At 65.1% G+C, this 13,059-nt stretch carries 13 protein-coding genes; 9 read left to right on the forward strand and 4 right to left on the reverse strand.

All coding sequences use genetic code 11. From position 1 onward, the window contains the following. Positions 1–14: 14 nt before the first annotated feature. From LDZ27_RS24445 to LDZ27_RS24455, 3 genes are read right to left on the reverse strand one after another with little or no spacing between them, the layout of a single operon-like run. Positions 15–998, reverse strand: a complete 984-nt coding sequence (locus LDZ27_RS24445) for a M14 family metallopeptidase (RefSeq protein WP_244818271.1) — start codon at positions 996–998, stop codon at positions 15–17. Between the two features lie 33 nt (positions 999–1,031). Then, positions 1,032–1,955 carry a glyoxylate/hydroxypyruvate reductase A gene (locus tag LDZ27_RS24450; RefSeq protein ID WP_244818272.1) on the reverse strand — a complete coding sequence of 308 codons (924 nt, stop codon included), beginning with the start codon at positions 1,953–1,955 and terminating at the stop codon, positions 1,032–1,034. A gap of 6 nt (positions 1,956–1,961) precedes the next feature. Continuing rightward, on the reverse strand, positions 1,962–2,846 hold the full coding sequence (locus LDZ27_RS24455) for a GNAT family N-acetyltransferase (RefSeq protein ID WP_244818273.1): 885 nt from the start codon (positions 2,844–2,846) through the stop codon (positions 1,962–1,964). A 228-nt stretch (positions 2,847–3,074) separates the two neighbouring features. Here LDZ27_RS24455 and LDZ27_RS24460 point away from each other — a divergent pair, with 228 nt between their 5' ends. From LDZ27_RS24460 to LDZ27_RS24495, 8 genes are all read left to right on the forward strand, one after another. Continuing rightward, positions 3,075–3,689: a cupin domain-containing protein gene (locus LDZ27_RS24460; RefSeq protein ID WP_244818274.1), complete on the forward strand. Its 615-nt coding sequence runs from the start codon at positions 3,075–3,077 to the stop codon at positions 3,687–3,689. Between the two features lie 352 nt (positions 3,690–4,041). After that, positions 4,042–5,535 (forward strand): aldehyde dehydrogenase, encoded by a 1,494-nt coding sequence (locus tag LDZ27_RS24465; protein WP_244818275.1) that lies wholly within the window; start codon positions 4,042–4,044, stop codon positions 5,533–5,535. Between the two features lie 77 nt (positions 5,536–5,612). Continuing rightward, positions 5,613–6,281 carry a haloacid dehalogenase type II gene (locus LDZ27_RS24470; protein WP_244818458.1) on the forward strand — a complete coding sequence of 223 codons (669 nt, stop codon included), beginning with the start codon at positions 5,613–5,615 and terminating at the stop codon, positions 6,279–6,281. 49 nt (positions 6,282–6,330) lie between these two features. Then, positions 6,331–7,608 (forward strand): FAD-binding oxidoreductase, encoded by a 1,278-nt coding sequence (locus LDZ27_RS24475; RefSeq protein ID WP_244818276.1) that lies wholly within the window; start codon positions 6,331–6,333, stop codon positions 7,606–7,608. A 92-nt stretch (positions 7,609–7,700) separates the two neighbouring features. Next, positions 7,701–8,519: an ABC transporter substrate-binding protein gene (locus tag LDZ27_RS24480; protein ID WP_244818277.1), complete on the forward strand. Its 819-nt coding sequence runs from the start codon at positions 7,701–7,703 to the stop codon at positions 8,517–8,519. A gap of 96 nt (positions 8,520–8,615) precedes the next feature. After that, a complete protein-coding gene (locus tag LDZ27_RS24485) occupies positions 8,616–9,272 on the forward strand; it encodes an amino acid ABC transporter permease (protein WP_244818278.1) in 657 nt (218 codons plus the stop codon). A 58-nt stretch (positions 9,273–9,330) separates the two neighbouring features. Further along, entirely contained in the window at positions 9,331–10,107 is a 777-nt protein-coding gene (locus LDZ27_RS24490; RefSeq protein ID WP_244818279.1) for an amino acid ABC transporter ATP-binding protein, read from the forward strand. Between the two features lie 13 nt (positions 10,108–10,120). Beyond that, a complete protein-coding gene (locus LDZ27_RS24495; RefSeq protein WP_244818280.1) occupies positions 10,121–10,567 on the forward strand; it encodes a helix-turn-helix domain-containing protein in 447 nt (148 codons plus the stop codon). Here the strand turns inward: LDZ27_RS24495 and LDZ27_RS24500 are convergent. Continuing rightward, the gene (locus LDZ27_RS24500; protein WP_244818281.1) at positions 10,518–11,015 is read right to left on the reverse strand and encodes an Lrp/AsnC family transcriptional regulator; all 498 of its coding nucleotides are present in this window, start codon (positions 11,013–11,015) and stop codon (positions 10,518–10,520) included. The genes LDZ27_RS24495 and LDZ27_RS24500 overlap by 50 nt on opposite strands. Positions 11,016–11,475: 460 nt before the next feature. Here LDZ27_RS24500 and LDZ27_RS24505 point away from each other — a divergent pair, with 460 nt between their 5' ends. Next, on the forward strand, positions 11,476–13,056 hold the full coding sequence (locus tag LDZ27_RS24505; protein ID WP_244818282.1) for an ABC transporter substrate-binding protein: 1,581 nt from the start codon (positions 11,476–11,478) through the stop codon (positions 13,054–13,056). Positions 13,057–13,059: the final 3 nt, after the last annotated feature.

The raw sequence follows: 13,059 nt of genomic DNA on the forward strand, positions 1-13,059 counted from the left end.
GTCGTCTGTTCCTTTTATCGTGGTTGGCGTTCCGATGAGTCGATGCGGCGCTCGATCCGGCCGAGCCGCACGACGGTGACGCCGGGCCGCAACTGCCGCAGCGACGGCATCACGAGCATGCAGTCGTCGTAGGGCGTCGTGACCGGCTCGCCTTCGTTCCAGCCGATCACCGCGCCCGCCTTGTCGAACACTTCGAGGCCCGTGTACGGACCCGCGAAGCGGAAATCCGTGCTCTTCGCGACGACCGGCTCGGTCACGCTCACGATGCGCATTTCACCGGGCAGCGGACGCAGCCATCCGGCGGGCAGATCGCTTTCGTCCACGATCCCCGCGAGCAGCAGAAAGCGCGCAGTGCAGTCGCGCGCGACGACGACGGCGTTGGCTTCCCAATGCTGTCCGCACTCCACGAGCAGCGCGTTCTTCCCGCTCGCTTCATCTCCGAAACCGGCGTAGTCGCGCATGCGACGGCCTTCCGGATGGCCTTCGTCGCGGATCACCGTGGCCGGCGCGCCCAGTTGCACCGCCAGCTCCGCACCTTTCGCGAGCGGCCCGGCGACGATCAGCGGCAAGCTCTTTTCGTGCATCGAATGCAGGTCGAGCAGAAGGTCCACCGTGTCGATGACCGGCCGCATCGCGCGGGCGCGGTCGAGTTCGGACGAGCGCGTGGCGGTGTCGTCGAGCTTTGCGGCGGTCCACACGCGGTTGAAGTCCTGATCGACGAAGCGCGCCTTGTCGGGCGCGGCGGCGTCGAAACGCGCGTAGGCATCGACGTTGGCGAACGAAAGCGTCAGCGTCCCGCGCGTCGGGCGCAATGGCGCGCGCAGAAGTTCATCGACGACGATCGCGCCGCACACCTCGTTGCCGTGCGTGAGCGCGTTGATCATCACGTGCGGGCCGGGCGCGCCGGACTCGAACGTATGCACGTAGGCGATGCCCGTGTTGCCCGGCGCGTGCGCCCGGATATCGGGAAACTCGACTTCGATGGGATAGGCGTCCATGTTTCCTGCTTGCCTCGTGAGACGGAAGGTCGTTCAGTAGCCGCGCGCGCGGTCGATTTCGCCGATCATCGGTTCGCCCGCGCGCCGCCGCCGCAGGTTGTCCAGCACGGCGTCCGCACCGGATTCGGGTCGCGTCGCGCTTGCGATATGCGGCGTGATGCGCACGCGCGGCTGCGTCCAGAGCGGATGATCGGCGGGCAGCGGCTCGGGATCGGTCACGTCGAGCACGGCGCTATGCAGGTGGTCGCGCTGGAGCGCGTCGAGCAGATCGGCCGCGACGAGTTGCGGTCCGCGCCCGACATGCACGAGCGATGCGCCCGCCGGCAGCTTCGCGAAAAGTTGCGCGTCGAGCAGGCCGCGCGTGGCGTCGGTGAGCGGCAACAGGCAGACGAGCACGTCGGTGCGCGCGAGGAAGGCATCGAGCGCGTCCCGGCCGGCGAAACAGTCGACGCCGTCGATCGTGCGCGCCGAGCGGTTCCAGCCCGCGCACGCAAAGCCGAAGAGACGCAGGCGTTCGAGCACCGCCGTGCCCAGCATCCCGAGCCCGAGCACCCCGATGCGGCGTGACGCCGCAGGCCGCAACGGCATCGCGCGCCAGACCCGCGCCTGTTGCTGCTGCGCGTAATCGAAGAGATCGCGATGGATCGCGAGCACGGCTTCGGTGACGTATTCGACCATGCCGTCGACGATGCCCGGCTCGATCATCCGCACCACCGGCAAATGCGGGGGAATGCGCGCGAGATCGAGCTGATCGACGCCTGCGCCCACGGAAAACAGCACGTCGAGATTGGGCAGCGTGGTGACGAGATCGCCCGGCTCCCATGCGACCAGATAGCGGATCGACGCGGGATCGCCGATGTCCGGCCAGATGCGCAACGGCGTGTCCGGCGCGACTTCGGCGAAGCGCTCGGCCCAGATCGCGCCGCGCGCGGGGTCCGCTTTGTAGAGGACGGTCATGTGTTCTTACGCCATCGCCTGATTGATCATGCCGAACCCGCGATACGTCTCGTCGGGCGGCCCGCTGTGGTCGCTCGCGGGCGCGTTTCGCACCATCTTCACGACCGAGCTGACATGCTTGAGGCCGGCGCTCGTCAGCCAGTCGTTGATCCCGGTGCCCGCGGGCACGTCCATGCGCACGAAGGCACCGGTCCGCTTCGCCAGCCAATACGTGATGAGCGATTTCGCGCGCACGGCGTCCGGCGAATCCGTCGCGACCACCGGCCCGATCACGAGGCCCCTGCCGAAGTCGCGCAGCAGCGAAAAGCCGAGCATGTCGCCGTCGCGCTCCAGCACGACGCCTTGCGCCGATGCGAGCAGCGCGGGCATCAAGTCGCTGCGATCGAAGCCGCTCGCACGCGATGCCAGTTCGGTGATCTTCGCGGCATCGGCGGCCGTCATCGGGCGAAGTCGCTCCCCGGCGGGCGGCGCGATAGCGGGCACGTCCGCGACCGGGCCCTGGTGCTGATCGATCGACCCGCAATCCGCGAAGCCGAGCTTTTCGTAAAGCGGCTTGCCCGCTTCCGTCGCATGCAGAAAAGTGATGCGGCTGCCGAGCTCTTCGAGCACCAGTTCCATCAGCCTGCGCCCGATGCCTCGCCCCTGTTGTTCCGGCGACACGATCACGAGACCGAGCGTGCCGCGATCCGCGCCGAACTTCCAGCACAACGCGGTGCCGATCACCGCGCCGTCGTCCTGCGCGACGAAGCCGGTGCCGGCGTCGAACATGTCGCGCCAGTCTTCGGCGCGATGCGGCCACTGCACGGCCACCGAGAGGCCGTGCGCGGCGGGGATGTCATCGGCGGTGAAAGGGCGATAGATGAGGCTGTCGGCGGCGAATGAGTCTGACACTTCGTTCTCCTGCGGGCGGCATGACGAGATATCACTCTCCCACGCGGCTCCATTCGGTTGATAGGACGATCTTATTGTCGGGGTGCGGCGCACGGCTGCTTCAATTTTTCACTGCTGTCCGCGCCGTTTTATTCAATATAATGATCGAATTGGCGCGGATGTTCAACGCGCGAGATCCCGAAAGCGGGCCGTCGACTGCCCGCATCGTCACTGGATGGAAAAAAGTCTATGCCGCGCACACAACTCAACAAGCGAGACACGACCGCGTCGAGCCATGCGGATGTCGGGGCGCGACTGAAGGCGCAGCGCCTCGCGCACGGCTTGTCGGTCAACGAACTGGCGATCCGTGCCGGCGTGTCCGTCGGCACCATCAGTCAGGTGGAGCGCAACAAGGCCAATCCATCGGTGCGCATCCTCGAAAAGCTGCGTCAGGCATTGGAAGTGCCGCTCAGCGCCTTGCTGGAGGAAGACGACGCAGTCTCCGATCCCGTCACCGGCGATTTCGTGCGCAAGGCCGCCGAGCGTCCGCTCTTCGAAGTCGGCAAGAACGGCATGCAAAAGGAGCTGCTGTCGCCGCACGGCGATCACGACTTGCAGATGATGATCATCATGCTGCCAGCGGGCTCCGGCTCCGAAGAAGTGCTGGTCGGCATCGGCGAGAAGGCGGGCCTCGTGCTGGAAGGCGCGGTCGTGCTGTACGTGGGCGAGCGCCGCTGCGAACTGCGCGCGGGAGACAGTTTTCAGTTCAAGAGCACCGTGCCGCATAGCGTGCACAACGAAAGCAAGAAAGCCGCGCGTCTCTTGTGGATCATGAACACGCAGCCGCCCGTCATTCATCTCTGAGTCTGCGCGTTTGTCTCTGCGCAGTCCGTCGATGACGGCGGCTGCGCCTCCTCGCTTCGCTTCCTCGCTTCGTCGGTTCCCCGCTTCCCCGCCTTGCTGAATGCAACGGTCGTTCGTTTCCGACGCCTCCTTCGCGGCGTCTCTTCCACGACGTTTCCTGACTGACGCACCCTCCGCAGACTTTTTCGGATGATTATTTTTGACCACTAGGAATTCATTTTTTGTTCACTATAATGAATTCCATTCGATGCTGTTCATTCCGGTGCAAACCGATGAACGGACAGAAGCAACGCCCAGGTGCGCGCCGCGAGGCGCATCCGGAACTCTATTCCGCTAACCGAACAGGCAGAGCATGTCCACCCCGTCACTCGATTTCGATCCGTCAGCAGTTCAGTTGCCTCAGGGACATTTCATCGGCGGTGCTTACCGCCAGACCGATGAGGCGCAGATCGCGGTTCTCAGGCCTTCGGACGGCAAGCTGCTCGGCCATGTACCGGACGCATCCGCCGGCACGGTCGACTTCGCGGTGAGCAACGCGCATGAGGCGTGGAAGACGAGCGGCTGGGCCACGCGCTCGCCGCGCGAGCGGGCGAAGGTTCTGACGCGCTGGGCGGAGCTCATCGATCACCACGCGGTCAGCCTCGCCCAGCTCGAAGCCGTCAGCTCGACGCGTCCCGTCGCGCAAGCGTATGCGTCGGATGTGCCGTTCACGGCGGAGGCCATCCGCTTCTTCGCGGAACTCGCCGACAAGCTCGGCGGCGACATCGCGGCGACGCGGCGCGACAGTCTCGGCTTCGTCGCGTCGGAGCCGTATGGCGTGATCGGCGCAATCACGCCGTGGAATTTCCCCCTGTCGATGTGTTCGTGGAAGTGCGGCCCCGCGCTCGCGGCGGGTAACGCCGTCGTGCTGAAACCGTCCGAGATGACGCCTTTCTCGACGATGCGTCTCGCCGAACTGGCGGTCGAAGCGGGCATGCCGGCGGGCATCTTCAACGTCGTCAACGGCCGGGGCGCAACGACGGGCGCGGCGCTCACGCGTCATCCCGACATTTCCAAGATCAGCTTCACCGGCTCGACGCGCACGGGCGCCGTCATCATGAGCGACGCCGCGATGCACGGCACCAAGCCGGTCACGCTCGAACTCGGCGGCAAGAGTCCGCAACTCGTGTTCGAGCGCGTGACGAATCTGGAGCACACCGCGCGATGCATCGCAAGCGGGTTCATCGCGAACGGCGGTCAGGCGTGCGTGGCCGGCACGCGGCTCATCGTTCATCGGGGCATCGCGGATGCGCTCGTCGACGCGATCAAGGCTCAGCTTCGCAACGTCGCGGCAGGACCGCTGTGGCGCAGCACGACGGCGTATTCGCCGATCATCAGCCGCGCGCAGGCCGAACGGATCGACCGGCTGGTGGAGGAGAGCCGCGCATCGGGCGCCGAAGTGCTCTTCGGCGGCGGCTATTTCGAAGACACGGACGAGGGCTTCTTTCATCGTCCGGCGCTGCTCGGCAACGTCACCTCCGACACGCCCGCCGTGCGCGAAGAACTGTTCGGCCCGGTACTCACCGTGCAGACCTTCGATGACGAAGACGAAGGCATCGCGCTCGCGGGACATCCGATCTATGGCCTCGCCGCGGGCATTCATTCGAGCGACATCGGCCAGGCGTTGCGCGCGATGCGCCGGATTGCGGCGGGCACCGTCTGGATCAATCGATACGGCCGAAGCGGCGACATGATCATCCCGACCGGCGGCTTCAAGCAGTCGGGCATCGGTAAGGATCTCGGCCGCCAGGCGCTCGAAGCAAGCATGCGCCATAAGAGCGTGCTGATCGACTTCGACGCGATGTAAGCGCGACATCACCGTTCACCCTGAAACACCCCCCGAACCTGAATCCACGGATTCGCCACGACGACAGGATGCTGACCATGATCGATTTCGAGCCGAAGTACATCACGTTCGACTGCTACGGCACGCTCACCAACTTCCAGATGGGCGAGACGGCACGCCAGCTTTACGGCGACAAGCTCGATCCCGCGAAGATGGACGAATTCGCCGAATTCTTCCGCGGCTACCGGCTCGACGAAGTGCTGGGCGCGTGGAAGCCGTATCGCGACGTCGTGGTGAATTCGGTGCGGCGCACCTGCGAGCGCACCGGCGTGCCGTTCGATATCGCCGCCGCGCAGAAGATCTATGAAGCGGTGCCGAGCTGGGGCCCGCATGCGGACGTCCCGGAAGGGCTGTCGCGTCTCGCGAAGAAGTACAAGCTCGTGATTCTGTCGAACGCATCCGACGATCAGATCCAGAGCAACGTCGACAAGCTCGGCGCGCCGTTTCACAAGGTCTACACCGCGCAGCAGGCGCAGGCGTACAAGCCGCTGCAGAAGGCGTTCGAATACATGTTCTCGCAGCTCGATTGCAATCCGGAAGACGTGCTGCATGTGTCGTCGAGCTTCCGTTACGACCTGATGACCGCATACGACATGGGCATCAAGAACAAGGCGTTCGTCAATCGTCGCCATGAACCGGTGAATCCGTACTACGGCGTGAACGAAGTCTCGGACATCGGGCAGCTCGCGTCGCTGCTCGGCCTCTGAACGCATCGTTCGTTCGTCTCCGCTAACGCTCGACAGGACACGCAAGCGCATGAAGCTCGATTCCTACTGGCTCGACACCGCGCCACGCTTTTCGAAGCCCGATCAGGGACCGCTTCCCGCGCGGGTCGACGTGGCGGTGGTGGGCGGCGGCTTCACGGGCCTATCGGCGGCGCTCGAACTGGCGAAGCGCGGCGTGTCGGTCGTCGTCCTCGAAGCCGGACGGCTCGCCGCGCAGGCGTCGGGGCGCAACGGCGGACACTGCAATACCGGCGTCGCGCAGGACTATGCGTCGTTGTCGGCGCGCATCGGGCGCGAGCGCGCGTCGGAGTTCTACCGCGCATACGCGCTCGCCGTGGAGACGGTACGCTCGATCATCGTCGAAGAGGGCATCGACTGCGATCTGCGGGACAGCGGCAAGATCAAGCTGGCCGCGAAGCCGCAGCATTTCGCGTCGCTCGCGAAGTCCTACGAAGTGCTCAAACGCGAGGTCGATCCCGATGTCGAACTCGTGCCGCCCGAGCGCATGCGCGACGAGATCGCGTCCGACCGCTTCTTCGGTGGCCTCGTGCAACGCCGCGGCATGCAGATGCACATGGGCAAGTTCGGCGTCGGACTCGCCGAAGCGGCGGCGCGTCGCGGCGCGCGCATCTTCGAGGACACGCCCGTGACCGGCCTGAAGCCGCTCGGCGGCAGCGCGTTCGAAGTGCAAAGCGCGCGCGGCGCACTGCGCGCGGATCGCGTGCTGATCGCGACGGGCGCATCCGAAACGGGACCGCTGCAATGGTTTCGCAGACGCATCGCGCCGGTGGGCAGTTTCATCGTCGCGACGGAACCGCTCGGCCGCGCGAAGCTCGACGCGCTCTTGCCGACGCGCCGTTCCTACGTGACGACGCGTCATATCGGCAACTACTTTCGCGCGACGCCCGACGAGCGTCTTTTGTTCGGCGGCCGTGCGCGTTTCGCGATGTCCAATCCGCGCTCGGACGAGAAGAGCGGGCGCATTCTGCAGGCGGGCATCGCGCAGTACTTCCCGCAACTGGCCGATGTGTGCATCGACTACTGCTGGGGCGGTCTCGTCGATATGACCGCAGACCGCCTGCCGCGCGCGGGCGAGCATGAAGGACTGTTCTATTCGATGGGCTATAGCGGCCACGGTGTGCAGATGTCGGTGCACATGGGCCGCGTGATGGCCGACGTGATGTTCGGCGCGAACGCCCGCAATCCGTGGCGCACGCTCGACTGGCCCGCGATTCCGGGGCATTTCGGACGCGCGTGGTTCCTGCCGCTCGTCGGCGCGTATTACCGCTTGCAGGACGTGTTGCACTGAACCGAAGTTTGAAGCGTTGAATAGCGAGCCGTGCCGGTGAACGGCGCGAGCCGCAGACCCGATTCACGACCACTGTCTACCGAGGATCTTCCATGTCGCGTTCCACGTTCGAGATTGCTTCCCCGCTTGCTTCCTTTTTCGGCCTGCGCGCCGTTCGCCGCATGGCGTTCGGCGCGGGCGTCGCGCTCTCGATGACCCTGGGCGCGGCCGCCCACGCCGCCGATGCCCCGACGCTCAGCGCGGGCTCGCCGCCGTCGAGCGCGCCGACCACGTATCTCAACGTGAAGACGCAGAAGATCGAGGGCCTCATGCCCGATGTCGTGCGCGAAATCGGCAAGCGCGAGGGTTTCGCCGTGGACTACAACGCGGTGCCGTTCGCCGCGCTCATTCAGTCGGTGGTGTCGGGCAAGATCGACATCATCGTCGCGGGCATGACGCCCACGCCCAAGCGCGCCGAAGTGGTCGATTTCTCGCAGCCGGTCACGGCCTTCGGCGAAGGCATCATCGTGAAGGATTCCGACAAGAACCAGTATCACTCGGCGCAGGACTTCAAGGGCATGTCGATCGGCGCGCCGACCGGCACGGACTACGCCGCGCAGCTCCAGGCGCTCGGCATCTTCAAGGAAGTGAAGATGTACGACAGTCCCGCCGACATGACGCGCGACGTAGCGCTCGGGCGTATCGTCGCGGGCTTCAACGACTATCCGATCCTGAAGGCGCAGGAAATCGCGGGCGCGAACTCGGGCACGCGCGTGGACGACAGCTACGTGCCGATGCGCAAGTTCCCGATCGCCATCGCCGTGAAAAAGGGCAACGACGCGCTGCTCGCGAAAATCAACGAAGCGTTGACCAAGATGAAGGCCGACGGAAGCCTCGACGCGATTCTCAAGAAGTGGCACTTCTCGGGCTGACGCGCCCGACGGACGGGGCGTCCCGCCTCGACGCGAACAATCGGACAGCGCGGCGGGACGAAGAACTGCAACGAGCGATAAGAAACAAGGCGTGAAATGCATTGGCACGATATAGCCGACTTTGTACCGATTCTGCTGGAAGGCGCGGTGATGAGCGTCGTCATCACGCTGGGCGCGCTCGTGATGAGCACGGCGCTCGGTCTCGTATGGGCACTGCTCAAGATGTCGCGCTATCCGGGCGTGGTGCGCGCGGTGAGCACGCTCATCAACGTGGTGCGCGGCCTGCCGATGATCGTGCTGCTGTTCTACATCTACTTCGTGCTGCCGGACATTCACGTTCAGGTGACGGCTTTCCAGGCGAGCATCCTGGGTCTGGGCTTCGGCTATTCGACCTACGTCGCCGAGATCATCCGCTCGGGCATCGAAGCGGTCGATCCCGGCCAGTTCGAAGCGGCGCAATCCATCGGCATGGGCCGCGTCAAGACGATGGTGCGCGTGATCCTGCCGCAGGCCATCAAGGTGGCGCTGCCGCCCTACAGCAACACGCTCGTGATGATGCTGAAGGACTCCTCGCTCGCATCGACTATCACGGTCGCCGAGATGACGCGCGAAGGCCAGCTCATCGCGGCATCGACGTTTCAGAACATGACGGTGTACACGCTCGTGGCGCTCGGCTATCTCGCGATGAGCCTGCCGCTCATGAGCATGACGCGTTCGCTCGAGCGGCGCTTCGGCCGGCACAAGGCGAAATGAGCGCGGCGGGCTTGGGCACGCGCGAGAACACGGAATAACGCAGGGCAACGAGGTCGAGATGATCGAAATCACGGACGTGCACAAGAGCTTCGGCGCCGTGCCGGTGCTCAAGGGCATCAGCCTGAAGATCGAGCAGGGCGAGGTGGTGTGTCTGATCGGCGCGTCGGGCTCGGGAAAGTCGACGCTCCTGCGCTGCATCAACGCGCTCGAATCCTATGACGCCGGCGAGATCAGGCTGATGGATCAGCGCGTCGAACAGCGCTCGCGCCACATCAACCAGTTGCGCACGCAAGTGGGCATGGTCTTTCAGCGGTTCAATCTGTTTCCGCATCGCACGGCGCTCGAAAACGTCATGGAAGGGCCCGTGCACGTCAAGCGCGTACCGCTCGCGCAAGCGCGCCGCGAGGCGGGCGAGCTGCTCGCGAAAGTGGGACTCGCAGAGAAGCTGCACGCGTATCCGCATCAACTGTCGGGCGGGCAGCAACAGCGCGTGGCGATCGCGAGATCGCTGGCGATGAAGCCGAAGGCGATTCTCTTCGATGAACCCACGTCCGCGCTCGATCCCGAACTCGTCGGCGAAGTGCTGGGCGTGATGCGCACGCTGGCCCGCGAAGGCATGACCATGCTCGTCGTCACGCACGAGATGGGCTTCGCGCGCGAAGTGGCCGACCGCGTGTGCTTCCTGCATGCGGGAATGATTATCGAAGAGGGGACGGCGCAGCAGGTTCTCGGTTCGCCGCGCGAGGCCCGCACGCGCGAATTCCTGCGCCATGTGCTGACGAGCCGCGTCGGGGAGCATCACGCAGAGGACGGCGCGGCGGGAGCGGTCGCATGAGTGGACGCGCGCCATGCTGAGTCTTATGTCATCGTCCGCTGCGGGTCCGAACGCGCACACGGCGCGCGCGACGCAGGCTGTTCAGCGCGCACTGGATTTCATCGAAACGTGTTTCGCGGAGCCGATCAGCCTGTCGGCGCTCGCGGGCATCGCGGGTCTGAGCATTTCGCGTTTCGCCGTGCGATTCAGCGCGGAGGTCGGCATCTCGCCGCAGCAGTACGTGCGGCTCGTGCGGGTGCGCGAGGCGCAATGCCTGTTGAGCCGCGGCTTGCCGCCGTCGGTCGTCGCGGCGGAAGTCGGCTTCTTCGACCAGAGTCATCTTTGCCGCCACTTCAAGCGCGTGCTCGGCGCGACGCCCGGCGAATGGCTGAGCGGCGGCGCGGGCGCGCACGTCGCCCAACGCAGGAATGTCACGCGGGCGGCTGCGGAAACAGCGATTCGAGCGGATACCCGGTCCTGACCAACGGCGTGCGGACGATCACATAGCTGAAGTGCCGGTCGATGCCGATGTCGCGCGCGATCAGCGCTTCGATCACGCGGTGATAGTGGCTGACGCTGCGGGTAATGAACTTGAGCAAGTAGTCGTACTCGCCGCTCGCGAGATGACATTCGACGATTTCTTCGACCGCGCCGATCGCCGCCTCGAACTTCGCGAAGTCTTCGCGTCGGCGGTCGGTCAGCGTGATTTCGGCGAAGACGGTCTGCACGTCGTCGAATGCGCGCAGATCCAGGCGCGCGCCGTAGCCCGCGATGTAGCCCGCCTGCTCCAGCCGCCCGACGCGCGCGAGGCACGACGCAGGCGAAAGACTCACCGCGTTCGCGAGTTCGTCGTTCGTCATGCGGCCTTGCTCCTGAAGTTGCGCCAGGATGTGCAGATCGATACGGTCCAGTTTCGCGTTGTCGTTCATCGTGGTGTGCGCCTAGAGTGCGTCGCCGCATCGGACATGAAGAGACGGCGCCGCGCGGTGTGATCCGATAGTACCGACTACCGACAGTACCGATGGTACCGACTGCGGCCCGCCCGACGCTTCGCCAAAAGCGCGCCAAAAGAGGGCATGCGCCGCGTTTTTCACCCGCCGCACAGCATTTTGTGCTGCGTGCATCGACGAGCGCCCGGGCGTTGGGAGCGCGCCGCCCGATGAATGCGCAGGCGCATGCATCAGGGTCTTTCCCGACGACGGCAAAACATGCTGTCCGGACCACGCAAAACCGTGATTTCGAATGGTCGGGTCCAGCGAAACGCGGTGAACGGCATTTTTTGCGGTGATTAAATCAGCTATCGGATTCATGCAGCAGGATTCACGCAGCAGCACGGCCTTCGTCAGTAATGCAATCCAACGTTCCACCCGTCAATGAGGAGCAGGTGTCATGTACGACGACGAAATCAGAAAAGGCGGCATGAGCCGCCGCGACATGCTGCGCGTGCTGGCAGCCGGCGGCATGGCAATGGCCGGCGCGGGCGGTCTTTTGGCCGGCGCCGCGCCCGCTTTTGCGGCGCCTGCGCCCAAGAAGGGCGGAAAGATCCGCGTCGCGTATGACGCGTCATCGACGGCCGACACGCTCGATCCCGCCAAGGGATCGTCGGGCTCGGACTACATCCGCTTTTTCATGTTCTACAGCAGCCTCACGCAGCTCGATGGATCGCTCACGCCGCGCATGGATCTCGCCGAATCGATCGACACGAGCGACGGCAAGACCTGGGTCATCAAGCTGCGCCGAGGCGTCACGTTCCACGACGGCAAGCCGCTCACCCCCGCCGATGTTGCCTACTCGCTCATGCGTCACAAGAACGCGGCGACGGCGTCGAAGGTGAAGACGCTCGCCGACCAGTTCGCCGACGCCAAGCAGACCGGCCCGAACGAAGTGACGCTGACGCTCGTTTCCGCGAACGCCGACTTGCCCGTGATCCTCGCCACGCCGCAGTTCGTGATCGTGAAGGACGGCACGACGGACTTCAGCACCGGCATCGGCACCGGCCCGTACAAGCTCAAGTCGTTCAAGCCGGGCGTCTCGACCGTCGGCGTGCGCAACGACAACTTCTGGAAGACGGGCGGCGGCCCGTACCTCGACCAGATCGAGCTGATCGGCATTGGCGACGACGCGGCTCGTATCAACGCGCTGCTCTCCGGCGACGTCCATCTCATCAACTCGGTCGACCCGCGTTCGACGCAGCGCATCGCATCGACGGACGGCTACGAAGTCAGGGAAACGAAATCCGGCCTGTACACCGATCTCATCATGCGCCGCGACAACCCGATGTCGGGCAACGCGGACTTCGTGCAGGGCATGAAGTATCTGTTCGACCGCGAGCAGGTGAAGACCGCGGTGTTTCGCGGCTATGCGGTGATCGGCAACGATCAGCCGATTCCGCCGGAGCATCGCTACTTCAACGCGTCGCTGCCGCAGCGCCCGCACGACCCGGACAAGGCGAAGTTCTACTTCCAGAAGGCGGGCGCCATCGGCACGACGCTCCCGCCGATCTACGCCACCACCGACGCGAACGGTTCCGTCGAAATGGGCGTGCTGTTGCAGCAGTCAGCGGCCAAGATCGGCGTGAATCTGACGATCAACCGCGTCCCGGCCGACGGCTACTGGTCGCAGCACTGGATGAAGCATCCGCTCGGCTTCGGCAGCGTCAATCCGCGTTCGAGCGCCGATGTGCTGTTCACGCAGTTCTTCAAGTCGGATGCGCCGTGGAACGAGTCCGGCTGGAACAACCCGAAGTTCGACCAGCTGCTCTCCGCCGCGCGCTCGGAAACCGACGACGCCAAGCGCAAGCAGATGTACGGCGACATGCAGGCGATCGTGTCGGAGCAGGGCGGCATCGGCATCCCCGCCTTCCTGAGCCTGCTCGACGCGAACGACAAGCGCCTGCAGGGTCTCAAGCCGATTCCGACCGGCGCGATGATGGGCTTTTCGTTCGCCGAGCACGTCTGGTGGAACGCGTGACGA

It is taken from the genome of Caballeronia sp. Lep1P3 (assembly GCF_022879595.1).
In the GTDB taxonomy this organism is placed as follows: domain Bacteria; phylum Pseudomonadota; class Gammaproteobacteria; order Burkholderiales; family Burkholderiaceae; genus Caballeronia.

What these genes read in the sequence shown, in the direction of transcription:
- LDZ27_RS24445 (WP_244818271.1), bottom strand. Translation starts at nt 998, where the DNA reads ATGGACGCCTATCCCATCGAAGTCGAGTTTCCCGATATCCGGGCGCAC.
- LDZ27_RS24450 (WP_244818272.1), bottom strand. Translation starts at nt 1,955, where the DNA reads ATGACCGTCCTCTACAAAGCGGACCCCGCGCGCGGCGCGATCTGGGCC.
- LDZ27_RS24460 (WP_244818274.1), top strand. Translation starts at nt 3,075, where the DNA reads ATGCCGCGCACACAACTCAACAAGCGAGACACGACCGCGTCGAGCCAT.
- LDZ27_RS24465 (WP_244818275.1), top strand. Translation starts at nt 4,042, where the DNA reads ATGTCCACCCCGTCACTCGATTTCGATCCGTCAGCAGTTCAGTTGCCT.
- LDZ27_RS24470 (WP_244818458.1), top strand. Translation starts at nt 5,613, where the DNA reads ATGATCGATTTCGAGCCGAAGTACATCACGTTCGACTGCTACGGCACG.
- LDZ27_RS24475 (WP_244818276.1), top strand. Translation starts at nt 6,331, where the DNA reads ATGAAGCTCGATTCCTACTGGCTCGACACCGCGCCACGCTTTTCGAAG.
- LDZ27_RS24480 (WP_244818277.1), top strand. Translation starts at nt 7,701, where the DNA reads ATGTCGCGTTCCACGTTCGAGATTGCTTCCCCGCTTGCTTCCTTTTTC.
- LDZ27_RS24485 (WP_244818278.1), top strand. Translation starts at nt 8,616, where the DNA reads ATGCATTGGCACGATATAGCCGACTTTGTACCGATTCTGCTGGAAGGC.
- LDZ27_RS24490 (WP_244818279.1), top strand. Translation starts at nt 9,331, where the DNA reads ATGATCGAAATCACGGACGTGCACAAGAGCTTCGGCGCCGTGCCGGTG.
- LDZ27_RS24495 (WP_244818280.1), top strand. Translation starts at nt 10,121, where the DNA reads ATGCTGAGTCTTATGTCATCGTCCGCTGCGGGTCCGAACGCGCACACG.
- LDZ27_RS24500 (WP_244818281.1), bottom strand. Translation starts at nt 11,015, where the DNA reads ATGAACGACAACGCGAAACTGGACCGTATCGATCTGCACATCCTGGCG.
- LDZ27_RS24505 (WP_244818282.1), top strand. Translation starts at nt 11,476, where the DNA reads ATGTACGACGACGAAATCAGAAAAGGCGGCATGAGCCGCCGCGACATG.